Source organism: Pannonibacter indicus, from assembly GCF_001418225.1.
GTDB lineage: Bacteria > Pseudomonadota > Alphaproteobacteria > Rhizobiales > Stappiaceae > Pannonibacter > Pannonibacter indicus.
Genome location: NZ_LIPT01000009.1, coordinates 1 through 25,885 on the forward strand (window position 1 = coordinate 1; position 25,885 = coordinate 25,885).

Annotated in this window: 22 protein-coding genes and 1 pseudogene; 8 read left to right on the forward strand and 15 right to left on the reverse strand. The window is 64.0% G+C overall.

Annotated elements, in window-relative coordinates; all coding sequences use genetic code 11:
* Window positions 1–64: 64 nt before the first annotated feature.
* The 6 genes from ASC48_RS13295 to ASC48_RS13320 form a co-directional block, all read right to left on the reverse strand.
* A complete protein-coding gene (locus tag ASC48_RS13295; protein ID WP_244270057.1) occupies window positions 65–907 on the reverse strand; it encodes a TRAP transporter large permease in 843 nt (280 codons plus the stop codon).
* A complete protein-coding gene (locus ASC48_RS13300) occupies window positions 904–1,524 on the reverse strand; it encodes a TRAP transporter small permease subunit (RefSeq protein ID WP_055456238.1) in 621 nt (206 codons plus the stop codon). The genes ASC48_RS13295 and ASC48_RS13300 overlap by 4 nt, the downstream gene beginning before the upstream one ends.
* A 74-nt stretch (window positions 1,525–1,598) precedes the next feature.
* The gene (locus tag ASC48_RS13305; protein ID WP_055456239.1) at window positions 1,599–2,645 is read right to left on the reverse strand and encodes a TRAP transporter substrate-binding protein; all 1,047 of its coding nucleotides are present in this window, start codon (window positions 2,643–2,645) and stop codon (window positions 1,599–1,601) included.
* A gap of 224 nt (window positions 2,646–2,869) precedes the next feature.
* Window positions 2,870–3,802 carry a LysR family transcriptional regulator gene (locus ASC48_RS13310; RefSeq protein WP_055456240.1) on the reverse strand — a complete coding sequence of 311 codons (933 nt, stop codon included), beginning with the start codon at window positions 3,800–3,802 and terminating at the stop codon, window positions 2,870–2,872.
* Between the two features lie 56 nt (window positions 3,803–3,858).
* On the reverse strand, window positions 3,859–4,626 hold the full coding sequence (locus ASC48_RS13315) for a response regulator transcription factor (protein WP_055456241.1): 768 nt from the start codon (window positions 4,624–4,626) through the stop codon (window positions 3,859–3,861).
* Window positions 4,607–5,890, reverse strand: a complete 1,284-nt coding sequence (locus tag ASC48_RS13320; RefSeq protein WP_055456342.1) for a GAF domain-containing sensor histidine kinase — start codon at window positions 5,888–5,890, stop codon at window positions 4,607–4,609. The genes ASC48_RS13315 and ASC48_RS13320 overlap by 20 nt, the downstream gene beginning before the upstream one ends.
* 254 nt (window positions 5,891–6,144) lie before the next feature.
* Between ASC48_RS13320 and ASC48_RS13325 the strand changes: the two genes are divergently transcribed.
* From ASC48_RS13325 to ASC48_RS13350, 6 genes and pseudogenes are all read left to right on the forward strand, one after another.
* Window positions 6,145–7,161 carry an ABC transporter substrate-binding protein gene (locus ASC48_RS13325; protein WP_055456242.1) on the forward strand — a complete coding sequence of 339 codons (1,017 nt, stop codon included), beginning with the start codon at window positions 6,145–6,147 and terminating at the stop codon, window positions 7,159–7,161.
* A 147-nt stretch (window positions 7,162–7,308) separates the two neighbouring features.
* Window positions 7,309–8,757 (forward strand): ATP-binding cassette domain-containing protein, encoded by a 1,449-nt coding sequence (locus ASC48_RS13330; RefSeq protein ID WP_055456243.1) that lies wholly within the window; start codon window positions 7,309–7,311, stop codon window positions 8,755–8,757.
* A pseudogene (locus ASC48_RS13335) lies at window positions 8,754–9,697 on the forward strand (ABC transporter permease); the annotation flags it as partial. The gene ASC48_RS13330 and the pseudogene ASC48_RS13335, both read left to right, overlap by 4 nt.
* A 9-nt stretch (window positions 9,698–9,706) precedes the next feature.
* A complete protein-coding gene (locus tag ASC48_RS13340; RefSeq protein WP_055456245.1) occupies window positions 9,707–10,684 on the forward strand; it encodes an ABC transporter permease in 978 nt (325 codons plus the stop codon).
* Window positions 10,685–10,713: 29 nt separating this feature from the next.
* The gene (locus tag ASC48_RS13345; protein WP_055456246.1) at window positions 10,714–11,658 is read left to right on the forward strand and encodes an SMP-30/gluconolactonase/LRE family protein; all 945 of its coding nucleotides are present in this window, start codon (window positions 10,714–10,716) and stop codon (window positions 11,656–11,658) included.
* A 439-nt stretch (window positions 11,659–12,097) separates the two neighbouring features.
* A complete protein-coding gene (locus tag ASC48_RS13350) occupies window positions 12,098–13,012 on the forward strand; it encodes a DMT family transporter (protein ID WP_055456247.1) in 915 nt (304 codons plus the stop codon).
* Window positions 13,013–13,253: 241 nt separating this feature from the next.
* Here ASC48_RS13350 and ASC48_RS13355 read toward each other — a convergent pair whose 3' ends face one another.
* The 6 genes from ASC48_RS13355 to ASC48_RS13380 all read right to left on the reverse strand — a co-directional run bounded on the left by ASC48_RS13355 (window position 13,254) and on the right by ASC48_RS13380 (window position 20,077).
* Window positions 13,254–14,258, reverse strand: coding sequence for a TRAP transporter substrate-binding protein (locus ASC48_RS13355; RefSeq protein WP_055456248.1), 1,005 nt, complete (start codon window positions 14,256–14,258; stop codon window positions 13,254–13,256).
* A gap of 79 nt (window positions 14,259–14,337) precedes the next feature.
* Entirely contained in the window at window positions 14,338–15,615 is a 1,278-nt protein-coding gene (locus tag ASC48_RS13360; protein ID WP_055456249.1) for a TRAP transporter large permease, read from the reverse strand.
* Window positions 15,616–15,618: 3 nt separating this feature from the next.
* A complete protein-coding gene (locus ASC48_RS13365; protein ID WP_055456250.1) occupies window positions 15,619–16,152 on the reverse strand; it encodes a TRAP transporter small permease in 534 nt (177 codons plus the stop codon).
* A 7-nt stretch (window positions 16,153–16,159) separates the two neighbouring features.
* Complete coding sequence (locus ASC48_RS13370) at window positions 16,160–17,326, reverse strand: fumarylacetoacetate hydrolase family protein (protein ID WP_082440127.1); 1,167 nt, start codon at window positions 17,324–17,326, stop codon at window positions 16,160–16,162.
* A gap of 532 nt (window positions 17,327–17,858) precedes the next feature.
* Window positions 17,859–18,572, reverse strand: coding sequence for a FadR/GntR family transcriptional regulator (locus tag ASC48_RS13375; protein WP_055456251.1), 714 nt, complete (start codon window positions 18,570–18,572; stop codon window positions 17,859–17,861).
* Window positions 18,573–18,604: 32 nt separating this feature from the next.
* Entirely contained in the window at window positions 18,605–20,077 is a 1,473-nt protein-coding gene (locus ASC48_RS13380; RefSeq protein WP_055456252.1) for an FAD-binding oxidoreductase, read from the reverse strand.
* Window positions 20,078–20,297: 220 nt separating this feature from the next.
* On the opposite strand from ASC48_RS13380, the gene denD reads away from it, so the two are divergent.
* Together denD and ASC48_RS13390 are read left to right on the forward strand one after the other, a co-directional pair.
* The gene (gene denD / locus ASC48_RS13385; protein WP_055456253.1) at window positions 20,298–21,284 is read left to right on the forward strand and encodes a D-erythronate dehydrogenase; all 987 of its coding nucleotides are present in this window, start codon (window positions 20,298–20,300) and stop codon (window positions 21,282–21,284) included.
* A complete protein-coding gene (locus ASC48_RS13390; RefSeq protein WP_055456254.1) occupies window positions 21,281–23,065 on the forward strand; it encodes an IlvD/Edd family dehydratase in 1,785 nt (594 codons plus the stop codon). The genes denD and ASC48_RS13390 overlap by 4 nt, the downstream gene beginning before the upstream one ends.
* 215 nt (window positions 23,066–23,280) lie before the next feature.
* On the opposite strand, the gene ASC48_RS13395 is transcribed toward ASC48_RS13390, so the two are convergent.
* Genes ASC48_RS13395 through ASC48_RS13405 form a run of 3 tightly spaced genes read right to left on the reverse strand, consistent with a single transcriptional unit; the run spans window position 23,281 to window position 25,743 of the window.
* Entirely contained in the window at window positions 23,281–24,078 is a 798-nt protein-coding gene (locus ASC48_RS13395) for a metallophosphoesterase (RefSeq protein WP_055456255.1), read from the reverse strand.
* Window positions 24,079–24,097: 19 nt separating this feature from the next.
* Entirely contained in the window at window positions 24,098–24,925 is an 828-nt protein-coding gene (locus tag ASC48_RS13400; protein WP_055456256.1) for an ABC transporter permease, read from the reverse strand.
* Window positions 24,922–25,743 carry an ABC transporter permease gene (locus ASC48_RS13405; protein WP_055456344.1) on the reverse strand — a complete coding sequence of 274 codons (822 nt, stop codon included), beginning with the start codon at window positions 25,741–25,743 and terminating at the stop codon, window positions 24,922–24,924. Before ASC48_RS13405 ends, ASC48_RS13400 begins: the two co-directional genes overlap by 4 nt.
* Window positions 25,744–25,885: the final 142 nt, after the last annotated feature.

Below are 25,885 nucleotides of genomic sequence, written 5' to 3' on the forward strand. Positions count from 1 at the left end.
GGCCCTGCAACCCCAACCAGCAATGCCGCCCGCGCTGGCGCCACGACCATCATTGCACTAACAATCAAATTGGACCCGTCCGTGGGGGCCGATCACCCTCGATGGCGGTGGCCAGCATCGAGAGGGTCAGCCGGCGGAAGCATGCGGCAAGGATCAGCGCTCCCAGCACGCCCAGCGCGGCGGCTTCCGTCGGGGTGGCGATGCCGGCATAGATGGAGCCGACCACCAGCACGAAGATGGCCAAGGGCGGTGCCAGATGCACGAGGCTGGCAAAGCGTGCGCCCCAGGCGCCCCTCACCCGCTCCCCGCCCCAGCGGGGAACGAGGACGCAACCGATGATGATCGTCAGCATGAACAGGCCGGTGAGGAGGAGGCCCGGCAGAATGCCCGCGAGATAGAGCTTGGGCACGGACGTATTCGTCAGCACGCCGTAGAGCACCATGTTGATCGACGGCGGAATGAGAATGCCCAGCGTGCCACCAGCCGCAATGCTGCCGAGGAACAGCGGCTCGTTGTAGCCATAGCGGCGAATCTGCGGGATGGCGACGGTGCCGACCGTAGCAGCGGTGGCGACGCTGGAGCCAGAGGTCGCGGCGAACAGGGCCGAAGCGCCGATGTTGGCATGCATCAGGCCACCCGGCAGCCATGAGAGCCACAGGCTCATGGCGCTGTACATGCGCTCGGCAAAACCGGCACGCAGCAGGATTTCCCCCAGCAGGATGAACAGCGGAATGGCGACGAGCAGGAACTCGTTGTTGGTGCTCCAGGCCATCTCGCCCATCGCCCGCGTCAGCGGCAGCATGGAATAGAGCGGGTCCAGAATGAGACCCAGCACGCCCAGCGCCGCAGCGACAGGAACGGACAGGCCGATGAGGACCAGAAGAATGATGAGCGTTGTGGCGATCACTTGCGCTCTCCCTGAATGAGGCGTTCGCCCTGAGCCGCTTCTTCTTCGGCCTCCTCCTTGGTGGAGCGCATGCCGGCCACCAGCTTCACCGTCTCGATATCACCGGTGACGAGTGCGACGGAGGAGCGGATCAGCATCAGCGCGAGGATGAGGCACATGAAAACAAGACCGCCGAACCACAGGCCCTGCGGCAGGGCAAGCGGCGTTCCAAGCGGGGTGTTGGCGCGCGAGCCGTAGATCCACGACTGGGCCACCACGTCATAGGCGTAGAAGGTGAGGTAACCGATGAAGATGCCCATGCAGACCAGTGACAGCCAGTCGAGCAGCGCCGAAACGCGCACCGGCAGATGCTGGTAGAGCACATCCACCCGCACATTCGCCCGCTGCAGAACGCCATAGGCGAGCGACCAGGAGGTGCTGATGGCAAAGGCATAGCTGGACAGTTCGTCCGAACCGCCGATGGTGATGCCGAACAGCTTGCGGACGATCACGTCATAGGAGATCAGCAGGACGCTGGCGATGGTCAGCGCACCGCTCGCCAGAACGGCACGGCGTGCCGCGGTGTTGGCGAAGCGGTAGGCACCCGCAAGAACGGGAAGAGATCCGGAAAGGCCCATGTCTCACGGCTCCAATCAAAAAGGGACAGGGCGGAACCCCGGCTGCAGTGAGGCCCCGCCCTGTCAGTCTGACATTACTTGGCTGCGGTCAGGTTCATTTCCTTGCCAATGGTGGCATTGAAATCAGCAACGCACTCGTCCGAGCAGCGGGCCGCCCACTGCGGCAGGATCTTGGTCTTCAGCGTCTCGGCCAGAAGCGCCTTGTCCTCATCGGACGGCACCACCAGCGTCATCTTGCCCTTCACCTCAAGGGTGCAGGCATCAGCGCCGGTGTTGCAGTCGAAGCCCTGCTGGGTCTGCTCATCGGCAGCGGCCCAGATGTCATCCATCAGGGTGTTCATGTTTTCCTGGATGAAGGCCTGCACCTTCGGGTCCAGCTTGTCCCAGGCGCCCTGGTTGACCGCATGGATCTGCTGGTTCCAGTTGATCGGCAGCGCCAGAAGGTGGGTGGAGACTTCATACCACTTGGCCGAATAGCCGGAGAGCGAACCGGTGATGGCGCAGTCCACGACCTTGTTCTGCAGGGCCGGAACCACTTCGCCGAAAGCCATGGTCACGCTGGCGCCGCCAAAGGCTTCCACGAACTCGGCCTGGGTGCGGCTGGAGGTGCGCACCTTCTTGCCAGCCAGATCCTTCAGGCTGTTGATCTCAGCGTTGCAGAACAGCACCTGCGCCGGATAGGTGGAGATGCCCAGCAGCTTCACGCGCGAGCCTTCGCCGTAGAATTTTTCATAGACCGGCTGGAAGGCGGCGGTCACCTTGCGGGCGGTTGCCACGTCAGGCGCCAGCCCCGGCAGGTCGATGGCTTCGTTGATCGGGTTGTCCGAGGCGAAATAGGACAGGGTCGCGGTGCCGAACTCAATGGCGCCCTGAGACATCAGGCGCATCAGTTCCGGGCCCTTCACGCCCATTTCGTTGAAGCCCTTGATGGTGGCCGTCACCTGGCCGCCGGACTTCTCCGGGATCGTCTTTTCCCAGAACGGCTGCTCGAACTGCTGATAGGCCGTCAGGTTGCTGAGGCCGCCGACGACATGCAGCTCCGTCTTCGGCAGGTCCTGCGCGAAAGCGGAGAGCGAGGTGGAAGCGGCAAGGAATGCGGTCGTGAGGGTGAGGAGTTTCATGCTGCGGTCCCTTCTGCTGGATTTCGTCACAGCGCCGCACACAAGAAACAGCTGGCTTCACCGGAGATATAAAAACAGGGCACGCCTGTTCCGCTTTACCGGGTGTTTTATACGTCCAGTCTGTTCCCTTGCATGCAGCTTATAGCGCTGTCTTGTCCGCTATAGAACGATGACGGAAACCCGGCTGTCCAATCGTATGTTTGGAAGAGTGATATAAATTTTATTTATTCCTCAGCTTCGATTCCAGGCACCTGCACAGTTTCTGTGCCTGCCTCCCCCGCAGCCACCTGCTGCGCCATGCGGGCAATCACCCGGGCGGCATAACTGTCCGGCCCGTCGATCCAGGTGGCGGTGAAATTCAGGTCCTGCAGCGGGTCCGCGACCACATCGAGGATTTCCAGCTCTCCCCGCTCCAGTTCGGCGCCAAGGAAGATGGGCGTGATCACCGCCGTGCCGATCCCGTCCTGAACCATGCGCACGATCATGGACAGAGACGCGCAGCCATACATGCGCGGCGAAGGCACTCCTTCCCGCCGCAGCATGTCCCGCACCTGCCTGTAGGGCGCGCTGTTGGAAGCATAGGTGATGACCGGCAGGCGGGTAACCTGCTCCAGCGTCAGAGGCCGGGGCCCGAGATCCAGCCCGGCTTTGGCCACCCAGGACAACGGATAGGTGCAGAGCGGCCGGTTCTCCATCCGCGCTTCCAGCACCGGCCCCATCATGAAGGCGAGGTTGAGGCGGCGGCTTGTCAGATGCGCCTTCAGCATCTCGCTGCTGTCCACCTCGATTTCCAGTGTCAGCGCCGGATAGGCGCTGTGCACCTCGGCAATGAGACGCGGCAGCCAGGTCTGGACGATGGTTTCGGCCACGCCGATGTGGAAGCTGCCGCTCATGGTGGTCTGGTCGCGGGCGGCCTGGATGATGTCGTTGCGCGCCTGCATCATCCGCTCGGCATGGGCGAGCAGCTCATGCCCCTTGGCGGTGAGGCGCACACCGCGTGCGGCGCGCTCGAACAGCCGCACCCCCAGCGCCCCTTCCAGCGAGGCGATGCGCTGCGAGACGGCAGGCTGGGTGGTGCCCAGCTTCTCGGACGCCGCCCGCAGGCTGCCGAGAGCCGCAGCCCAGAAGAAGGTTTCAATATTGCGCAGATCAATCACGGCACGGTCCAGGACGGAGAGGAGTACGGCATGATACTCCCTGCGCCCGTGCGATCCTACTGTGGATCGGGCAATTCCACCGTATGCGCCTGCCGCTCCAGCCGCTGCAGCCAGTGCGAGAGATCGGCCTCAGCCCGTTCCAGCGCCGTATGGTTGAGCAGCTTGCGCAGGAACGCCATGGTCACGGCACGTGCGCGCAGGTTGAAGGCGGCCTCCCCGCCTCCCGCACCATCCGGTGCGCTCTGGTAGACATCCAGCTTCTCGTAGATGCTCTGCAGCCGGTTCTGCACGCTGCGCAGGGACAGGCGCCTGCGCCGGGCGATCATCCTGTCCGTCAGGCCAAGGGCGATATCGACCAGCACCTCGTATTCAGATTCGCTCAGGCCCTGCGCTGCGCTGCTGCCACGCTGCTGCAGGCCCCAGACCTCCCGGTCGATGACGATCTGCGCCTCGATGAAGATCGACCGCAGCGCGAGGCGCAACCGCTCCTCGGAGGCTGATTTGAGCACATAGCCATAAACCGCGCCTTTGGGCACGATCCGCGCAATGCCGCGCACATTGGCCTCATCCGCATAATTGGACCAGAACAGGATGCTGGTGCCGGGCCGTTCCTGCCAGATGGCCCGCGCCGCCTCGATGCCGTTGCGCGGGCTCATCTGCAGATCCATGACGATCCGCTCCACCTTGTGCTCGCGGGCCAGCTGCTCGCCGGCCTGGCCATCACCCGCCTCGATCACCTGCCCGCATTCCGGCAGGGCCGAAAGCACGGCCTCATGCAGATAGGCCCGGTGCAGGGCGTCATCCTCAACGATCAGCAGCTTCATGATGCTCCCCTTCGTGATCGCCCATCTCTGCGGTCTCCCCGCTGCTGACTTGCGGCACCGGCGGCAAGGGCAGAATGACCCGCACATAACTGCCCCTGCTGCCCGACCCGCAACTGAAACTGGCTGCGATCAGGCTCGCTCGTGTCTGCATGTTGCCGATGCCTGTGCCCTTGTTCAGGCGCCCCGTCTTGAGGCCAATCCCGGTGTCGGACACTTCCAGATAAAGCTGTGCCTTCTCCTGCCAGATCCGGACCGTGATACGGCTTGCCTGCGAGTGGCGCACCGCATTGTTGATGGCCTCCTGCGCGATCCGGTAGAGCGCAAGGCTGACAGGCGGCGGCAGCGAGGCCAATGCGCCGCCCGTTGCATCCTCCATGGCCCAGCGGATCGACAGGCCGCTGTCACACACGGCCCGGCCGAGATGGGTTTCGATCGCTTCCGCCAGACCAAACAGCTGCAGCACCGAGGGCCGTGCCTGCTCGATGATCTGCCGCAGCTCCTGCATCGACTGCTGCAGGCTCAGGCACAGTGGCTCCAGCATCGCTCCGGACACCGGTCCCGACAGGCTGAGCCGCTCAAGCCGCCGGGCAATGCGGGTGAGATCGGCCAGCGTCTGATCATGCAGTTCCATGCCGATGCGCTGGCGCTCGGCGTCCAGCTCTTCGGTCAGCTGCCTTGCCCCCTGCCGCAGCGTCTCTTCCCGTACACGGGCCTCTGCCTCGATGATGGCAAGCTTGCGCGCCTCTTCGGAAGCCCGCAGGGCATAGAAATAGGGGGCGATCAGATCCGCGATCAGGCAGGCGCGGTCGAGATCCTCCTGCGTGTAGACATCCGCCTCCAGCCGCGAGCAGGACAGAACGCCGATGGTCTCGCCATGCACCTTCAGCGCCGCATGCAGACGCGCCCGCAGCCGGTGCTCAAGGATGGGCCCGGCAAACGCGCCCTCAAAATGAAAGCGCGGATCGGTGCAGGCATCGCCCGTCAGCATGGTGTCGCAGGCCCCCTCCAGCATGTCGCGCAAGGGGCTGAAGCGGATGCTCGCCGGGGGCCTGCGGCTCCAGTCGGTCGCAAGGCCGCTTTCATAGGCAATGTGGAATGTACTGCCCGGCGAAATGATGCAGACATCCATATGGTCGTGCGGGATGACGGCCTTGATTTCCTTGGCCACCGCATCTATCGCTGACTGGAAGTCCAGCCGTCCGGCCAGAAGCCGTGAAATGCGCACATACTGCGCCAGCTGGGCTGCCGATTGAAGATCCGGCATCTTGTCCTCCCGGCGGCCCTCCCCGGCCTGCCCGTCTCCCACCATAGCCATGCAGGCCCCCGGTTCGTCCTGCGGATTCCCGCAAATGATATGCGGTTTCCCGCAAGTCCGCTTCACCCATCCGCCTGTACAGCCATTTTCATTTCCGGCATCCTTCTTGCCGCTGGACAGGTTTTCCAGAAACAAAATTTCCGGCACGGGCTGTTGAGGAGCGGCCCCGGAAATTGCCTGATACGGCTCCAGGGAGTGAGACAATGACATTCAGGACATTCATCATGGCCTCTGTGGCCGTGACATGCGCGGCCATGCCCATGGCGTCACACGCGGACACCTCGGACAAGAAGATCGCCCTGTCGAACAACTACGCCGGCAACTCCTGGCGTCAGGCGATGCTGACGAGCTGGGAAAAGGTCACCTCAGAAGCCGTGAAGGCCGGTATTGTTGCCGCTGCCGATCCTTTCACCACCGCCGAGAACCAGGCAACCGAACAGGCCGCGCAGATCCAGAACATGATCCTGCAGGGCTATGATGCCATCGTCCTCAATGCTGCCTCCCCGACCGCCCTTAACGGTGCGGTGAAGGAAGCCTGCGATGCCGGCATCATCGTTGTTTCCTTCGATGGCATTGTCACCGAGCCCTGCGCCTGGCGCATCGCCGTCGACTTCAAGGAAATGGGCCGCGGTCAGGTGGAATATCTGTCCAAGCGCATGCCCGATGGCGGCAACCTGCTGGAGATCCGCGGCCTTGCCGGTGTCTTCGTCGATGACGAGATCTCGGCGGGCATTCATGAGGGCGTGAAGCAGTTCCCGCAGTTCAAGATTGCCGGCTCCGTGCATGGCGACTGGGCGCAGGACGTGGCGCAGCGCGCCGTTGCAGGCATTCTGCCGAGCCTGCCGGAAATCGCCGCCGTCGTCACTCAGGGCGGAGACGGCTATGGCGCAGCTCAGGCCTTCGAGGCCGCAGGCCGCCCGACGCCGGTGATCATCATGGGCAACCGCGAAGACGAGCTGCAGTGGTGGAAGAAGCAGAAGGACGCCTCCGGCTACGAGACCATGTCCGTCTCCATCGCCCCCGGCGTCTCCACCCTCGCCTTCTGGGTCGCCCAGCAGATCCTCGACGGCAAGGACGTGAAGAAGGATCTCGTCGTGCCCTTCCTCAGCATCAGCCAGGACACGCTGGAAGAGAACCTTGCAACCACCCAGAAGGGCGGCGTTGCCAACGTGGAATATTCGCTGGAAGACGCGCAGGCCGTGATCGCGGCCGCTCAGTGACGCCAAGGCTTTGAGATGCTGATGCATCGAGTGAACTGCTCGTGCGCCGCATGGGCTTGAGCAGGCTTTCCCTGCCGCCGCCCGCTCTGCAAGGGCCTTGCGCGGCAGGGCTGTCTCTTTCCGAAATTCAGGACGGTTCAAGCAAGCATGACCGGAAACAGCCTGGTGGCGCGCGTAAGCGGCGTAAGGGTCCAGTTTGGAGCCGTCACGGCACTGGATGGTGCCGGCCTCGACATCTGCGCAGGTGAGGCCATCGGCCTCGTCGGCCACAATGGTGCGGGCAAATCCACCATCGTCAACGTGATCAACGGCTCGTTGACACCGCAGGAAGGCACGGTGGAACGGGGCGGCACGGCTCTGGAAGGCGTCGCAGGCGCGCGCGAGGCGGGGATCCGCTGCGTTTTTCAGGAACTCTCCCTCTGCCCCAACCTGACCATCGCCGAAAACGCCCGGCTGATGCATGCCGGGCTGAAGGGCATGGGCTGGCGGCGGCGCGCCGAGGAACTGATGCGGCGCCAGCTGGATGCCATCTTCCCCGGCAACCGCATCCCCACCGGGGCCACGGTCAGCAGCCTGTCCATCGCCGAGCGGCAGATGGTGGAAATCGCCCTGAACTTTCTTGCCGTGACGGGCAAGCCAAGGCTCGTCATCCTCGACGAGCCCACGTCCTCGCTCGACGCCGGACTTGCCGAACAGCTTCTGGCCTATCTGAAAACCTACGTTACAGAAGGTGGATCCATTCTTTTCATTTCACATATTCTGGGCGAGATCCTGTCCCTGTCGAGCCGCATCGTGGTGATGAAGGATGGCCGCGTGACCGCATCCCGGCCTGCGGAGCAGTTTACCGCGCGCAGCCTTGTGGAGGCCATGGGCAGCGTGGTGCGCGACAGCCATGCCGCAGGCCCCGCACCCCGCAAAGGTGATGCGCCCATCGTGCTCAGCCACCGCCCGAAGGATGGCAGCCCCGCTTTCGAGGCGCGCAAGGGCGAGATCATCGGCCTTGCCGGCCTCGCCGGCCACGGCCAGACACGGATGCTGCTGGCGCTTTATGAGGCGCAGCGCAGCAACTGGCTGCCGTCGTTCCGGGACAGGATCGCCTTCGTCGCAGGCGACCGCTCGCTCAATGGCACGTTTCCGCTGTGGAGCATCCTGCGCAATCTCACCATCAGCAGCCTGCCCGGCCTCTCCCGCCTCACCGCCATCAGTGCCACCCGCGAGGCCGCGCTCGGGTCCGAGTGGAAGCAGCATATGGCGGTGCGCACGCCGGACATGGGCAACCCCATCCTGTCACTCTCCGGCGGCAACCAGCAGAAGGTGTTGTTTGCGCGGGCACTCAGCACCGCGGCTGAGGTGGTGCTGATGGATGACCCGATGCGCGGCGTCGATATCGGTACCAAGCAGGATGTCTATGCCATCCTGCGCCGGGAAGCCGAAGCCGGGCGCACCTTCGTCTGGTATTCGACCGAGATGGACGAAATCTGCCTGTGCGACCGGGTCTATGTGTTCCGCGACGGGGTGATTGCGGCCGTCCTTGAGGGCAGCAGCATCTCGGAAGACCATGTGCTTGCCGCGTCCTTCTCCGGAGAAACCGCATGAAGATCTCCTCCGCCGAAGCCCTGCGGCTGCTCATTCCGGCCGTCTCACTGGCCGTGCTGCTGGCCGCCGTCTTCTACCTGCAGCCGCGTGCCATGAGCTACACGGGCCTCAACCTGCTGTTCAATCTGGCGGTGCCGATCGCCCTTGCCACCATTGCGCAGATGATCATCATGGCGGTGAACGACCTCGATCTGTCGATCGGCACCTTCGTCAGCTTCGCCGCCTGCGTCACCGCCGCCTTCATGCCCGAAGCGCCGCTGACCGCAGGCCTGATCCTTGGCGGCGCGGTCTGTGTCTATGCGCTGACGGGCTTCATCATCACCCTGCGGGATCTGCCCTCCATCGTCGTCACGCTCGGCATGAGTTTCGTCTGGGGCGGGCTTGCGGTGCTGATCCTGCCCGCACCGGGCGGCTCCGCGCCGGAGTGGCTGCGCGGGCTGATGACGGCCAAGCCGCCCTTCGTACCCATGGCCATCATTGCAAGCCTGGCCGTCGCGGCTCTGGCGCATGTCATCGTCATGCGCTCCACCTTCGGCGTCGCCATCCGGGGTGTTGGCGGCAACAGCCGGTCCGTCGCCCGGGCCGGATGGTCGGTGCTGCGGCTGAAGGCCGGGGCCTATGCGCTTGCCGCGGTCTTCGCCATTCTCGCGGGCATGGCGCTTGTCGGCCTTACAACTTCAGCCGACGCCAATGTCGCCCTGCGCTATACGCTGCTGTCCATCGCCGGGGTGATCCTGGGCGGCGGCGAATTCACCGGCGGACGCGTATCGCCCATCGGCGCGGTCATCGGCGCGCTGACGCTGACGCTCGCAGGATCGTTCCTCTCCTTCCTGCGCATCTCGCCCGACTGGCAGATCGGCGCACAGGGCGCGATCCTGATCATCGTGCTGGGACTGCGCCTCCTCTTCAATGCCCGCCAGAACGGCGGCAAAACCGGAGGAGCCCGGGCATGAGCAAGCACACCAGCCCCGCCACCCGCACCGCATGGACGCAGGCCAGCCTCCTGCGCCCATGGATCTGGTCCTTCGCCGCCGCCTTCCTGACCTGGGCCACCACCCTAGCCTTCACCGGCGGCGCGGGCGTGGGCGGGCTCAGTCAGGCAGCCCTTACCTTCGCGGCCTTCTCGGTGATTGCCGGTCTCGGGCAGATGTTCGTCATCACCCTTGGGCCGGGCAATGTGGACCTTTCCGTCCCTGCCACCATCACGCTCGCCGGAACCGTGTCCATGAAGATCATGGACGGACAGGATTCCCTGATTTTAGCCGGTCTTCTGGCCGCAATCCTTGTTGGCATCGCCATCGGCATTGCCAACTACGCCCTGATCAAGCTGCTGCGCATTCCCCCGATCATCGCCACCTTGTCGATGAGCTTCATCGCCCAGTCGGCGGCCATCTGGTACAATCGCGGCATCCGCATCAAGCCGCCGGAACTGCTGGCACAATTTGCCACCGGCACCACATCCGGCATTCCCAACATGGCACTGGCGGCGCTGGCGCTCACCCTGCCGGCCTGGTGGCTGCTGGAACGCACGCTCTACGGCCGCTGGATCTCGGCCATCGGCCAGAGTTCCTTTGCCGCGCGCATGGCCGGAATTCCCGTCGATGGCACCCGTTTCGTCACCTATGTGCTCTGTGCGGTGCTGGCCTCGGTCTGCGGCTATCTGCTGGCAAGCTTTTCCGGCGGGGCGGCGCTCAACATGGGCGCGGAATATCTGCTGGCCTCCATTGCCGTGGTGGTGATCGGCGGCTCGGCCGTGGCAGGCGGCAACTCCAATGTGCCGGGCATCTGGGGCGCATCGCTCTTCATGTTCCTGGTGGTGTCGATGCTCAACACCTACGGCTTTGGCGCAGGCCCGCGCCTTGTCCTCACCGGCCTCATCATCATCGCCGTCATCATTGCCGCCAGCCGCCCTGCGGCGGGGCGCTGACAGGTCCCTTGCAACGGAAGATCCAGACCATGACCTCTCCTTACGAGATCATCGACCCGCGGTTCCGCAACCTGATCATCCCCAGCGCCGCGCTTGAAGAGCTTTTCAGCGGCTGCCGCTGGGCGGAGGGACCGGTCTGGTTTGCCGATCTCGGCTGCCTCCTGTTCAGCGACATCCCGAACGAGCGGATGCTGCGCTATGTGCCCGAACCGGGCGCGCAGGCCGGAACAGGCTCAAACCCGGGCGCCGCAATTTCCGTCTTCCGGGCTCCTTCCGGTTTTGCCAATGGCAACACCCGCGACCGCGAAGGCCGGCTGGTGACCTGTGAACATGGGGAGCGCCGCGTCACCCGCACCGAAGCCGATGGCAGCCTCACAGTTCTGGCCAGCCATTTCGAGGGCAAGCGGCTGAACTCGCCCAATGATGTGGTGGTGAAATCGGACGGAACCATCTGGTTCTCAGATCCCACCTACGGCATCCTGTCCGACTATGAGGGCTACAAGGCCGAGCCCGAACAGGCGGCGCGGCGGGTGTACCGGATAGATCCGCAGACCGGCACGGTGAGCGCCGTGGTGGATGATTTCACCCAGCCCAATGGCCTGGCCTTTTCACCGGACGAACGGCGGCTCTACATCGCCGAATCCGGGGCAAGCCACGATGCCTCCGTGCCGAGCCAGATCCGCGTCTTTGACGTGGTGGACGGGCGCAGGCTGAAGAATGGCCGCGTTTTCTGCGAGCTGGATTGCGGCCTGCCGGACGGTTTCCGCCTCGATACGGATGGCAATCTCTGGACCAGCGCCGGAGACGGCGTGCACTGTTTTGCCCCCGATGGCACTTTGCTGGGCAAGATCCGGGTGCCGCAGACGGTTGCCAATCTCACCTTCGGTGGGCCGCGCCGGAACCGGCTGTTCATCACGGCCACCCGCTCGCTTTATGCCGTCCATGTCACGGCGACCGGGGTGCAGATGCCCTGACGCAGGCTGTGCCCGCCCCTTCTCCCGGTTCATGAAAAACCGCATTGCAGGGGAAGATGCGGTTCTGGAGGTTGTGGGACACGCTGTGAAGCCGCGTGCCCCTCTGCTGCAAGTTACTTCGTCAACTTGCCGGTAATCTGCTTGAACAGAGCCAGATTGGGTTCGTCATGGCCAACCGGACCGGGCGAAGCGGTCGCTTTCATTCAAGTGCTCTGAACGGAACAAGGACCTGTCTCTTCGCAAAAAACAGCGGCAAGCTGTGGACCAAGGGCGGAGATTGCGTGCACTTTTTTGCGGCAGATGGCATTCTCAGAGACAGGTTCCGTGACTGGTCAACAGCCGCCCGCCTCACTTCTGGCGGCCTCGCGCGGACCCTGCTTTCACCACATCATACCGGCCGCTTCAGGCAGCCAGAATCCCGGCCACAAGGACCCTCAACATGACTTCCACGAGCGCGGCCGTTCATCGTCTTGGCGGGATTGCAGGACCTGCCATCATGCTGCTCGGCATGTTCCTCTTTGCGCTGAACGACGCCATGGGCAAATGGCTCGTTGCCAGCTACAGCGTTGGCCAGGTAGTGCTGATCCGCAGCATCGCGGCGCTGCTGATCCTCGCCCCATTTCTCTGGATGTCTGGCCTCAAGCCGCTGCTCAAGCCGGAGCGGCCGGGCATGCAGGCGGCCCGTGTGGCCTTTTCCACCTTCGAGCTTTTCTGCTTCTATTATGCGGTCACCTATCTGCCGCTTGCGGACGTGATGACCTATTGGCTGGCGGCGCCGATCTATGTGGCCGCGCTCTCCCCCTTCCTTCTGGGTGAGAAGGTGGGCTGGCGGCGATGGAGTGCCATTGCGGTGGGCTTCATCGGCGTCATCATCGCGCTCAATCCGTCGAGCGCCATGTTCACCCCGCCCGCAATCCTCTCCATCGCCGGAGCTGCCGCCTTTGCCTTCATGATGCTGTCCGGCCGCAGCCTGCGCGGCACGCCGGACAAGACGCTGGTCTTCTTCCAGACGGCAGGCGCAGGGCTTGCCGGGCTTGTCATGGCCCCGTTCGACTGGCGGCCCATCGCCTCGATGGAAGATGCGCTGCTGCTGTCCCTGCTCGGCATCGTCGCCATGAGCGCCCATATCATGGTCAACCGCGCCCTGAAGATCTCGGATGCGGCCACGGTTGCGCCGCTGCAATATACGCTGCTGCTGTGGGCTGTCGTCTTCGGCTGGTATTTCTTCGGCGACCTGCCCAAGCCCAGCATGATGCTTGGTGCAGCGCTCATCACCGGCGCCGGACTGTTCATCTTCTTCCGCGAGCAGCAGCTGAAGAAGCGCGATCAGGTGCTGCCTGCCATTCCGGAGTGAGGGGCCAGAGCGATACCAATGCTCGATGAGCTTTTCTCATCGAGCATTGGTCAAGCCCGTGCGGCGCTTGAGCATTTTCAAGGCCTGATGCGTCAGCCTCGATATAAGCAGCCCGAATGAGCGGCAAAACAAGCGGAAAAGACCCGCAACGTTGCCGCCGCGGGTCTCTGCGCTGAACTGCGGCGGATGGGGCACCGCAGTCCGGGGGATGGGTCGGGAGGGGCGCGCCCCTCCTCCAGGATCAGCCGCGAATTTTCGCCAGTTCCTGCTGCACGCGCTCGATCACATCGGCACCGATGGTGTCCTTGTGCTTCTCGTAGACCACCTGAGACTTTTCGAGCATGCGCTTCTGCTCTTCCGGGCTGAGGGTATTGAACTTGACGCCTTCGGCCTGGATCTTTTCCAGCGACTTCTGGTTCAGCTCACGGATCACCTTGCGCTCCTCGTCACGGCCCACGATGGCGCATTCCTTCAGGGCTGCCTGCTCTTCCGGTGTGTAGGTGTCAAAGATCGGCTTGGAGAACAGGAACAGGAACGGCGTGTAGGCGTGGCGCGTCTCGCTGACATATTCCTGCACCTCGTAGAACTTCGAGGTATCGATGGTGACATAGGGGTTTTCCTGCGCATCGATGGTCTTGGTTTCGAGCGCGGAGAAGACCTCGCCAAAGGCCATCGGCGTGGCATTGGCGCCGAAGTTCTGGAAGGTGTCGAGGAAAACGTTGTTCTGCATCACGCGCACCTTCATGCCCTGCAGATCCTCCCACTTGGTGACGGGACGGCTGGAGTTGGACAGGTTGCGGAAGCCGTTCTCCCAATAGGCGAGATTGACGAGCCCGGCCTCGGCCAGCTTGCCATTGAGGAACTCGCCGAACTCACCGTCCATCACGGCATCGGCCTCCTCGTTGCTGGCAAAGAGGAACGGCAGGTCGAAGACGCCGAGCGCCGGAACGATGCCGGCCAGCGGCGAGGACGAGGTGACGACAGCTTCCTGAACGCCGGCGCGCAGGGCCTGGGTTGCCTGCAGGTCGCCGCCGAGCGCGCCGCCCCAGAAGGCGGTCAGCTTCAGCTTGCCGCCGGACTTTTCGTCAAGGCAGGCCTGCATGGCATTGATGCCGTTGCCGACCGGATGGTCCGCATTGATGCCATTGGACACCCTTATGTTGCGGTCATTGAATTGCGCCGATGCCGGAACAGCGGCGGTGGCGGCAAACACCACGGCCGTGGTGGCAAGAAGCAGTTTCTTCATTGTCTCTTCCTCCCTTTTCATCAAGTCTTTCCGGCGGGCAGCCACTCCTCTGGCCTGCCGCCGTATGGGTACAGGGCACCTAGTGCAGCCAGGACAGCGGCACCAGCACCAGTTGCGGGAACAGGATCAGCAGCAGCAGCACTGCGATCTGTGACAGCAGGAAAGGCATGACGCCTGTCACCACCTTGCCGAGCGGCACCTTGGACACGCCGCTGACCACGTTGAGCACCACGCCAACCGGCGGCGTGATGAGGCCAATGCAGGTGTTCATGACGAAGAGAACACCGAAATAGACCGGATCAATGCCAGCCTGCTTGACGATCGGCATCAGCACCGGCGACAGGATCAGGATGGTGGGTGCCAGATCCAGCGCCGTGCCCACCACAAGCACCAGCATCATCATCACCAGCATCAGCAGCTTGGGCTGCTCGATCAGCGGGGCAATGTGGCGGGTGATCTCTGCCGGAATATTCGCCGCCGTGATCAGCCAGGCTGACACCAGCGCCGCCGCGACGAGGAACATGACGATCGAAGTCGTCTTCGCCGCCCGCAGGATGACGAAGTAAAGATCGGCGACCTTCAGTTCCCGGTAGACGAACAGCCCGACCATCAGCGCATAGAAGGCGGCGATCACCGCCGCTTCCGTCGGCGTGACCACTCCCATGCGGATGCCGCCGAGAATGATCACCGGCATGCCCAGCGCCCAGGCGGCACGGCCCGTTGCCGCAAGGCGGACGGACATGGGCTGGCGCGGCAGGGTCTCGACCTTGGACTTGCGGACAAGGAAGGTCCAGGTCAGGGCAAGGGCGCAACCCATCATGATGCCGGGCACGATACCGCCCATGAACAGCTTGGTGATCGACACATTGGCGGCCACGCCGAAGATAATGAAGGCGAGCGACGGCGGAATGACCGGAGCGATGATGCCGCCTGCCGCCATGAGGCCGGCCGAGCGCGGCACATCGTAGCCTGCGCGGGCCATCATCGGCACCAGGATCGCGGCCAGAGCCGCCGTATCGGCTGCTGCCGAACCGGACAGGCTGGCCATGATGATCGCCGCCACGATGGCCACGAAGCCGAGACCGCCGCGGATATGCCCGGCCCAGGCCAGCGCAAAGTCGATGATGCGGCGGGACAGACCGCCGGAGTTCATCAGTTCACCGGCCAGAATGAAGAAGGGAATGGCCAGCAGCGTGAAGGTGTCTGCGCCGGAGATCATGTTCTGCGACACGATCTGCGTGTTGAACATGCCCATGTAGGACATGAGGATGACGCCGCAGAACATCAGCGCGAAGGCAACCGGCACGCCGATGGCCATGGAACCCAGCAGGGAGCCGATGAAGACGAGAAGCGTCATGTGTCAATGCTCCATCAGCTTGGCAGGGTCCGCGTGCTCACCGGCGAACATGGCGATTTCCTTGTCCGTGGCGCGGCCCAGCAGGATGCGGATAAAGCGTTCCAGCGAAATCAGGAACATGCCGCCACCGGTGAAGAAGCCGATGCCATAGACCCAGATCATCGGCATGCCGGTGACAGGGGCGGCCATGGAGGCATTGATGGGGAACTGCTTCCAGGTGCCCCAGAAGAAGATGGCGGAACAGGTCATGATGATGATGTTGACCAGCGCCATGCAGAAGAGGCGCCCGCGCCGGGAGAAATGCGCCACCAGCGTCTCGATGCCGAGATGGGAGTTTTCCCGGAAGGTCACGACCGCACCGATGAAGGTGAGCCAGACGAAGAAGTACCGCGCCAGCTCTTCCGAGACGACGAGGCCGGAATTCATGCCATAGCGCAGGACCACATTGACGAAGACCATGATGGCCATGGAGGCCAGCAGGAAAACGAGCACTACTTCCAGCGCGCGGTAGAAGAGACGGGTGAGGGTCGCGATCATGAGCCCCTCACACCTTGTCCGCCAGCCCGCGCCGGGCAAGGTTGCGGAAGAGTTCACGCAAGCCGAAGGTCCATTCCGGGCAGGCATCCGTGCGGTCGATCCAGTTGACCAGACGTCCCAGCTTCGGCGTGTGGATCTCCACCCGGTCGCCGATCTCATGGGTAAAGCCCTGCCCCATCCCGCGACGGTCCTTGACAGGGGCAAACATGGTGCCGAGGAACAGCACTACCCCATCCGGATACTGGTGATTGCGGTTGCGGAGCTGGCTGACCAGCTCTTCTGGCGAGCGGCTGATGGCTTCCATCGGGCTTTCACCCGTCATCACGAAGCCGTCCTCACCCTCCACCAGCAGCGACACCCGCACCTTGCGCAGGTCATCGATGGTGAAGGCCTCGTCGAACAGGCGGATGAAGGGGCCGATGGCGCAGGAGGCGTTGTTGTCCTTCGCCTTGCCAAGAAGCAGCGCGGAGCGGCCCTCCACATCACGCAGGTTCACGTCATTGCCGAGGGAAGCGCCGAGAATGGCACCGTCCGAGCGAACCGCCAGAACCACTTCCGGTTCCGGATTGTTCCACTCGGAAATGGGATGAATGCCCGCCTTTGCGCCGCAGCCGACCGGCGACATGGGCTGGGCCTTGGTGAAGATTTCCGCATCGGGCCCAATGCCCACTTCCAGATACTGGGACCACAGGCCCATGTCCTGCAGCAGCGCCTTGACCTTGCGGGCCTCTTTGGACCCGGCCTTGACGCCGCGCAGACTGCCGCCCAGCACCGGGGCCAGCCGCTCGCGGATCTCCAGCGCGCGGGAACTGTCGCCCTTGGCCTGTTCCTCGATCACCCGCTCCAGCATGCTGTCGGCAAAGGTGACGCCGGCCGCCTTGACCGATTGCAGATCGATGGGCGCCAGCAACTGACCGGCACTGCCATCGAGAAAGGCATCCAGCGGGCCCAGATCCGGCAGGCCAGACGCCTGCTTCAGCCGTGCGGCGATCTCCGGCATTTCAAAAAGGGAGGAAACGGTGGCGGCAATGCCTGTCAGGTTGAGCACCTGTCCATCGCGGATAAGCACCGGGCAAGGCCCGTCTTCCGCTTTCGACCAGACACGGCCAACGAGCACGGCGTCCTGCGCATCGGCAGGCAGAATTCCAGATGCAGTAACAACTTGACCGGCCACCAGAGCCCTCCTCCCCAATTCCCCGGACGGCAGGCCAGCGCCTCCACGCGCATTGCTCCTGCCACGCCCTGCCGGATTGTCTGGATGTCAGACAATCACATTAACGAGTCTTAGCAACATGACGCCGGGCTTGTCCAGCCTATGGCAGCGCCTGTCCGCAACAACAGCGAAGATATGCAAACACCCTGCGGGTTCCCGCAGGTGAGGCCTTTTCCCCCAGGGACATCGGGAGCTTGCCGAAGCGCAGTCCGTGTCGAAAGACTTGGTATCAGCGGCAGCCTGCAGCCTATTGCTCTGCGACTTGACACCGGCGGACCTTCGCAAGACCCAACCGTTTCGTCATGCCATGGCCCCGACCATGGCATCCATTCCATGACATCACCGCATCTGAGAAGCGGCGAATTTCCCACAAAAAAGCAAAAAACATTTGGATAGCAAGGGTATGGATGCCATGATCAAGTCATGGCATGACGAAACATTAAGCTCACGAACGCGAAATCTACCGCCTGAACTGCAGACAGAGAGATATAAGTCAGTAAATCTCGAGATTGAGGGCAATACGGCTTGCGGCGCCTGTCAGATGCTGGCGCATGGCGGCGCGGGCGGCCATTGCGTCGCGGCTGGCTATGGCGTCACGCACGGCCACGTGTTCGGCGATGGTGATTTCGACGATCTCTTCCAGCACTGCGCTGGCCCGTGCCGCATTGATGGCAAGGCTGATGCGCTCGGCGATGAAGCCGATAAACATGCCGAAATAAGCATTGCCGGTGGCATCGGCGACGGCCCGGTGGAAGGCAAGATCGGCAATGATGCCCTGCTCCGTCCATTTCTCCGCCCCGGTCATCTGCGCCAGCGCCTCGTCCAGCCGGGCGAGGTCTTCGGCTGTATGATGCAGGGCGGCAAGTCCGGCCGCTTCGATTTCCAGTGGCAGGCGCAACTGGAACAGGTCGCGGAAGCTCTCCCGGTCGTCCAGATCGTCCTGGGCAATGCGGATCGGCCGCGCCTGCGGCTCGGTCACGAAAGCACCGACGCCCTGCCGCGTTTCCACCAGCCCCTCGTTGCGCAGCTGGGCAATGGCCTCACGCACCACCGTGCGGCTGACGCCAAGGGTCTTGGCCAAAGCATGTTCCGTCGGCAACCGGTCACCGGGCTTGATCCGGCCCTCGCTGATGTCGCGGGCGATCTGGGCCGCAATGCGTGCGGGCAGATGTTCACTGCGCCGGATCTGTTCCATGCCGATGGCCATTCCCTGTCCTGTCTTCTGGGCGATCAGCGCCTTTACCCCGAAACTGCGGCCAAGTTCAATTGGCAGCCGGGATTCATGATGCCTTGCGGGTCGATTGCCGCCTTGATGGAGGTCAGAAGCTGGCGTTTGACAGGCTGCAGCCGCGCCTCGAAGTCAGGCTTCTTCAGCCGGCCAATGCCATGCTCGGCGCTGATCGAGCCGCCAAAGCCGTCCAGAACCGCGTTCAGCACGGTCTTGGCCTGATAGATCCGCGCATCCGCTTCCTCCCTTGAAAGCCCCGCCGGCGGCAGCACATTGAGATGCACGTTGCCATCCCCCACGTGGCCATAGGACACGCAGGTGCAATCGGGCAGCGCCGCATGAATGGCGGCTTCCGCTTCACGCACGAAATCCGGCACGCGCGACAGGGGCACGGAGACATCCGTGCGCAGGTGCCGCCCGCGCTTTGCCTGCCCCTCGTTCATGCCCTCGCGGAAAAGCCAGAGAGTGCGCGCCTGCGCCTGCGAGGCGGCAACCACCCCGTCCACCACCAGCCCTTCGGCCATGACGCCTTCGAGGAAACGGCTCATCAGATCGTCCACATCGACGAGCCCGGAGCCCGAAATCTCCATCAGCACATAGGCCGGATAATCTGCGGCCATGGGCATGGGCAGGTCCGGGATGGCCTCCTGCGCCAGGGTGAAAGCCAGCGGCGGCATGAATTCGAAAGCCGACATCAGGTCGCAGCAGTCGCGCCGCGCCCGGCGGTAAAGCCGGATGGCATCCTCCAGCGCATTGAGCCCCAGCAAGGCGGTGGCAACCTGATCCGGCTGCGGCAAGAGCTTGACGGCCACGGCGGTGACGATGCCCAGCGTGCCTTCTGCCCCGATGAAAAGCTGTTTCAGGTCGATGCCCCGGTTGTCCTTGCGAAGGGCGGAGAGGCCATCGAAAATGCTGCCGTCCGGCAGCACCACCTCCAGCCCCAGCACCAGTTCCCGCGTCATGCCATAGCGCAGAACGTTGATGCCGCCAGCATTGGTGGAAACATTTCCGCCGATGCGGCAGGAGCCTTGTGCCCCCAGCGCCAGCGGGAAGAACAGACCTGCCTCCGCCACCTTGTCCTTGAGCTCCGACAGCACCGCCCCGGCCTCGACCACGGCGGAAAAATCATCGGCATCAAGACGCCGGATGGCGGTCATCCGCTCAAGGCTCAGCACCACCTGCCCTGCCGGATCATCCGGCGTTGCGCCGAGCACCAGCCCGGTGTTGCCGCCCTGCGGCACGAGGGAAAGCCCCAGTGCGGCCACGGCCTTCACCGCCTGAGCCACATCTTGCGTGGAACGTGGCCGCAGCACGGCGACGGCGCCCGTTTCCACATCCCCGTGCCAGTCGCGGCAGTAGCGGGCCACATCAGCGCCCGCCAGCACCATATCCGCGCCAAGCGCATCCACCAGCCTTGCCGCCACGGCTGCGCTTGCGGTTTCAGGCAGGTCTGTTCCCTGCGGGTGTTCCATCACATCCGTCATTCTTCCGGTCCCATCTGACGCCATGGCGCGATGCCGGTCTTCACCACCGGGCGCCTGTGCAGACAATCACTCTGGCTGTTTTCAAATCCATCATATAAGGTTATCAGACAACCTTACAAATGGTTTCCACACGCTGCCGCACACCGGTCCGGCAACGCTGCGGATGAAGGAAAGGCAGCCTCCCAAAGGGCTGCGATTGAGGATCCGGAGGAGAGAGAGCATGCATGTTCTGATCATTGGTGCAGCTGGAATGGTGGGCCGCAAGCTGGCTGAGCGTCTGGCAAGGGATGGCCAGCTGGGCGGCAAGGCGGTGGACCGGATGACGCTGGCCGATGTGATCGAGCCCTCCGCTCCCGCAGGCTTTTCCGGTCAGGCAAAGCTGGAGACGGCAGACCTCTCCGTCCCCGGCACCCCGGAGCGGCTGATTGCGGACCGGCCGGACGTGATCTTCCACCTCGCAGCCATTGTATCGGGTGAAGCAGAGCTCGATTTCGACAAGGGCTACCGCATCAACCTTGACGGCACGCGCTATCTCTTCGACGCCATCCGCCTCGCCCACGGGTCAGACGGATATTATCCGCGCATGGTCTTCACCTCGTCGGTTGCCGTCTTCGGTGCGCCCCTGCCCTATCCCATCTCCGACGACTTCCACACCACGCCGCTGACAAGCTACGGCACGCAGAAGGCGATCTGCGAGCTGCTGCTGTCCGACTATTCCCGCCGCGGCTTCTTCGATGGCGTCGGCATCCGCCTGCCGACGATCTGCATCCGCCCCGGCAAGCCGAACAAGGCCGCCTCCGGCTTCTTCTCCAACATCCTGCGCGAGCCGCTCATCGGCGAAGAAGCCGTGCTGCCGGTGCCGGAGGACATCCGCCACTGGCACGCCTCGCCGCGCTCGGCCGTTGGCTTCCTGCTGCATGGCGCCACCATTGACACCGGCCTCGTCGGCCCACGCCGCAATCTCTCCATGCCCGGCGTCAGCGCCACGGTGGGCGAGCAGATCGAGGCTCTGCACCGCATTGCCGGCGAGAAGGCCGTGAAGCTGATCCGCCGCGAGCCGGACGAGATGATCATCCGCATGGTCTCTGGCTGGGCCCCCGGCTTCGAGGCCACCCGTGCCACGGCACTTGGCTTCACCGCCGAAACCTCCTTTGACGAAATCATCCGCGTCCACATCGAGGACGAGCTGGGAGGCAGCATCGCATGAGCGGTGACAGCAAACCCGCCCGCCGGCTGCGCTCGCAGGACTGGTTCGACAATCCGGACCATCTGGACCTGACGGCGCTCTATCTGGAACGTTTCATGAATTATGGAACGACACCGGAGGAGCTGCGCTCGGGCAAGCCCATTATCGGCATTGCCCAGTCCGGCAGCGATCTCAACCCCTGCAACCGGCATCACATGGATCTGGCCAAGCGCGTGCGCGACGGCATCCGGGATGCTGGCGGCATTCCCATCGAGTTTCCGACCCATCCGCTGTTCGAGAACTGCAAGCGCCCGACGGCGGCGCTGGACCGGAACCTTGCCTATCTCGGTCTGGTGGAAATCCTCTATGGCTATCCGCTGGACGGCGTTGTGCTGACCACCGGCTGCGACAAGACCACGCCCTCGGCCCTGATGGCCGCATCCACCGTGGATATTCCGGCCATCGTCCTGTCCGGCGGGCCGATGCTGGATGGCTGGCATGACGGGGAGCTGGTGGGGTCGGGCACCGTCATCTGGCGCTCGCGCCGCAAATATGGCGCGGGCGAAATCACCCGCGAGCAATTCCTGGAAGCGGCGCTGAGCAGCGCCCCTTCCATCGGCCATTGCAACACCATGGGCACGGCGCTGACCATGAATTCCATGGCCGAAGCGCTCGGCATGTCGCTGACCGGCTGTGCCGCAATTCCCGCCGCCTACCGGGAGCGCGGCCAGATGGCCTACCGCACCGGAAGGCGGGCGGTGGAACTGGTGCTGGAGGATATGCGCCCTTCGAAGATCCTGACGCGGGAGGCGTTCCTCAACGCCATACGGGTGAACTCCGCCCTCGGCGGCTCCACCAACGCCCAGCCGCATCTGATGGCCATGGCCAAGCATGCGGGCGTTGACCTGAGGCCCGAGGACTGGCAGCTGCATGGTTATGACATTCCGCTTCTGGCCAATGTGCAGCCGGCCGGTGCCTATCTCGGCGAGCGCTTCCACCGCGCGGGCGGCGTTCCGGCCATCATGTGGGAGCTGATGCAGGCGGGCAAGCTCGACACAGGCTGCCTCACCGTCACGGGCCGCAGCATGGGCGAAAACCTTCAAGGCTGCGAGGCCACCGACCGGGAGGTCATCCGCCCCTACACCGCTCCGATGAAGGAGCGCGCCGGGTTCCTCGTGCTGAAGGGCAATCTCTTCGACTTCGCCATCATGAAGATGAGCGTCGTCTCGGAGGATTTCCGCAAGCGCTATCTGAGCGAGCCGGGCCGCGAAGGCATCTATGAAGGCAAGGCCGTGGTCTTCGACGGGTCGGAGGATTACCACGCCCGCATCAACGATCCCGCGCTCGGCATCGACGAGCGCACCATCCTTGCCATCCGGGGCGCGGGCCCGCTGGGCTGGCCGGGCTCGGCGGAAGTGGTCAACATGCAGCCGCCCGATCATCTGCTGAAGCGCGGCATCACCAGCCTGCCGACCATCGGCGATGGCCGCCAGTCCGGCACCGCCGACAGCCCTTCGATCCTCAACGCTTCGCCCGAAAGCGCCGCTGGCGGCGGCCTTGCCTTCCTGCGCAGCGGCGACACCATCCGCATCGACTTCAACACCGGCCGCTGCGACATGCTGGTGGATGAGGCGGAGATCGAACGCCGCAAGGCCGAAGGCATCCCGCCGGTGCCGCCCTCGGCCACGCCCTGGCAGAAGATCTACCGCGAAACGGTCACCCAACTCGCCGATGGCGCCACCATCCGCGATGCCGAAACCTTCCGCGGCCTCGCCTCCACTCCACCGCGTCACAACCACTGACGCGGTGGGCGCACACGCACGGCGTCACCCCGGCCTTCGAGCCGGGGACCACTCACTTGCAGAGCAATGCCGCTGTCCGGAGCCTCGCGGCAGGCTCCGGCACCAGGCCTCACCTCACCGCCACAACTTTGCCGCTCCGGTTGCGAGTAGTCCCCGGATTTCCGCTTCGCTCTCGTCCGGGGCGACGCTGAGTTTTGGGCGCGGCTGCCCCCTCCTCACCCCAGATCAATCATCCGGGGGCTGGTGATTACGCCGCCGAAGCCGGTGATGTGGTGGAGCCAGTAGACATAGGGCTCTGCGGACAGCGGCGGTTCGCTGGTCCAGCCGAGGCCGGGGGCATATTGGAAGGCGGGGCTGCCGGCGATGGTGGCGAAATGGCCGGCAAAGCTGGTGATCAGCGGCCGGTGCACATGACCCGTCAGCAGGTGCAGGTGGCCGGAAAAACCGGCCAGAAGCGTGCGCAGCTCGTCTCTTCCCGCCGTCAGCGTCATCCAGTCCCAGGCCGGTGAGGCAAGGCCGAAGGGCGGGTGATGCAGCATGAAGAAGGTAACGCCGGAGGTGGTCTCTTCCCGTACCTTTTCGTCGGCCAGACGCTCGGCCAGCCATGAGAGACGTCCTACGCAAAGCTCTCCCTCAACCTTGCCCGGAATGATCGTATCAAGGCCAATGACACGGATGCCCTTGTGCACCATGTCGAAGTTGAGGAACGGCTCCGGCGTGAAGGGAATGGTGCCCGCGAAAGCTGCACGCATGGCGTCCCGCCGGTCGTGATTGCCCGGCACCACAAGCACGGGAGCGTCAAACCGGGCCAGCATCCGCCGGGCCAGCGCATAGTCTTCCGCGCTGCCGCAGTCGGCCAGATCGCCGGAGATCAGCACCAGATCCGGCTGCGGCGTCAGGCTGGCGGCATCGGCCAGCACCTTTTCCACTGCGGCCAGCGTATCGGGGCGCGGATGGGCGCTTTCCTTGTCTGCGGCAAAGAGATGGAAGTCGGAGAAATGTAGAATGTACATGCCCTGAAAGGTCTTTCGGTCAGCGGCCGATGCGCGAGAGCACATCCGCCTTCAGGAAGCGTTCGATGACCAGCATGAAGCCGACGGAGGGGATCAGGAGGATCAAGGCGGTGATGGCGGCGATCTGGTAATTGCCGCCCATGCTGGCGTTGAACATCAGGATCGGCAGGGTCGAGATATCCGGCGCACCGACGAAATAGGTGCCGGTGAACTCATCGATGCTGTCGAGGAAGACGAAGATCGACGCGGCCATCAGCCCCGGAAAGGCCTGCGGCAGGGTGATGTCACGGAAGGTGCGCAGGGGCCCTGCCCCGAGGTTGCGCGCGGCTTCCTCCATGCTGCGGTCCACGGCGCTGAAAGAGGCCGTGGCAATCCACACCGCATAGACAAGACCGGGCAGCGAATGCACCAGCACCACGCCGAAAAGCGTGCCGTTGAGCCCGAGGCCGTAAAAGATCGCGGCGATGTTGACGAAGATCGGCAGCGACGGGAAAGCCTGCGGCAGCAGGAAGATCAGCATGATGAAGCTGCGGGCCGGCAGCGCCAGCCGCGCCAGCGCGTAGCCGGCCGGAATGGACAGAGCCATCGAGAGGCCGACGGTCGCCGCCGCGATGGAAACGGAGTTCCACAGCGACTCCCACGCCCCCGCACGCGGCCGGAACACCCGGCCCCAGAACTCGAAGCCCCAGCGGGTGGGCCACTGGTTGGGATAGAACCACTGTTCGGCAAAGGCCCAGATGGCCAGATTGGTCAGCGGGCCGAAGACGATAAAGGCCACCAGTCCCATGGCAAGGGCAAGGCCGAGGGTGGCGCCCGCCTTGCGGGCGAAGAGTGAGAGAGTGGTCATTGGCCTGCCTTTGCCTTGAGCGTCATGCGCAGGTAAGCCCAGGCTGCCACTGCCGTCAGCAGATAGGAGAACAGGCCGAGCGCATTGGCAACCGCATAGTCGCCGTAATAGGTGACCCGGTGGGCCATCATCGCGGTCATCATGGTGGGATTGCCGGAGATCAGCATGGCGGGCACGGACAGCACCGACATGATGGTGACAAGCGACAGCACCAGCGCCACCAGCAGCTGCGGGCGCACCTGAGGCAGCACGATATCGAACAGGCAGCGCAGCCGCCCTGCCCCGAGATTGCGCGCCGCCTCGATGGTGGACCGGTCGAGCGAGGCCATCGCCCCGGCCAGCAGCAGCGTGACGAAGGGGATCTGCTTCCAGGCAAAGGTCAGGACAAGGCCGCGCCAGTCGAGCAGGCTTTGCGCCGCCGCCGCATCCAGCACCCCGGCATCCACCAGCAGCGTGTTCAGCATGCCGTTGCGGGCCAGGAACGAGCGCGCCGTCTGCCCGGCGACGATGAAGGGAATGAACAGCGGCCAGCGGTAGAGCCAGCGCAGCAGCGGCACAGCCCAGCGGCTTTCGCCCAGCGTCAGATAACCGGCGATGGCGATCGAGGCGGCTGCAATCAGCGCCAGCGAGGCAAGCGCGACAAGAATGGAGAAGATGATATCACCGCTGTAGAACTCCAGCGCCTTGGCGATATTGGCCGTCGAAAAGCTGCCATCGCCATCCTGAAAGGCGGTGACGAGCGAACGCAGCAGCGGCGCGGCATAAAGCAGGCCGATGGCCGTCAGCGCGGGCGCAACGAGCAGCAGCCCGGCGCCCATGCCCGCCCAGCGGCTGAACAGCCCGCGCGCGGCGGTCTGTCCGGTCCGCAGCGTGTCAGCGGCAGAATGTGCAGTCATGAGGCATTTCCTCTGAGCCGGATTGTCCGCACTGCGGCCCCGGCCTGTTCCCTGAAAGGCAGAT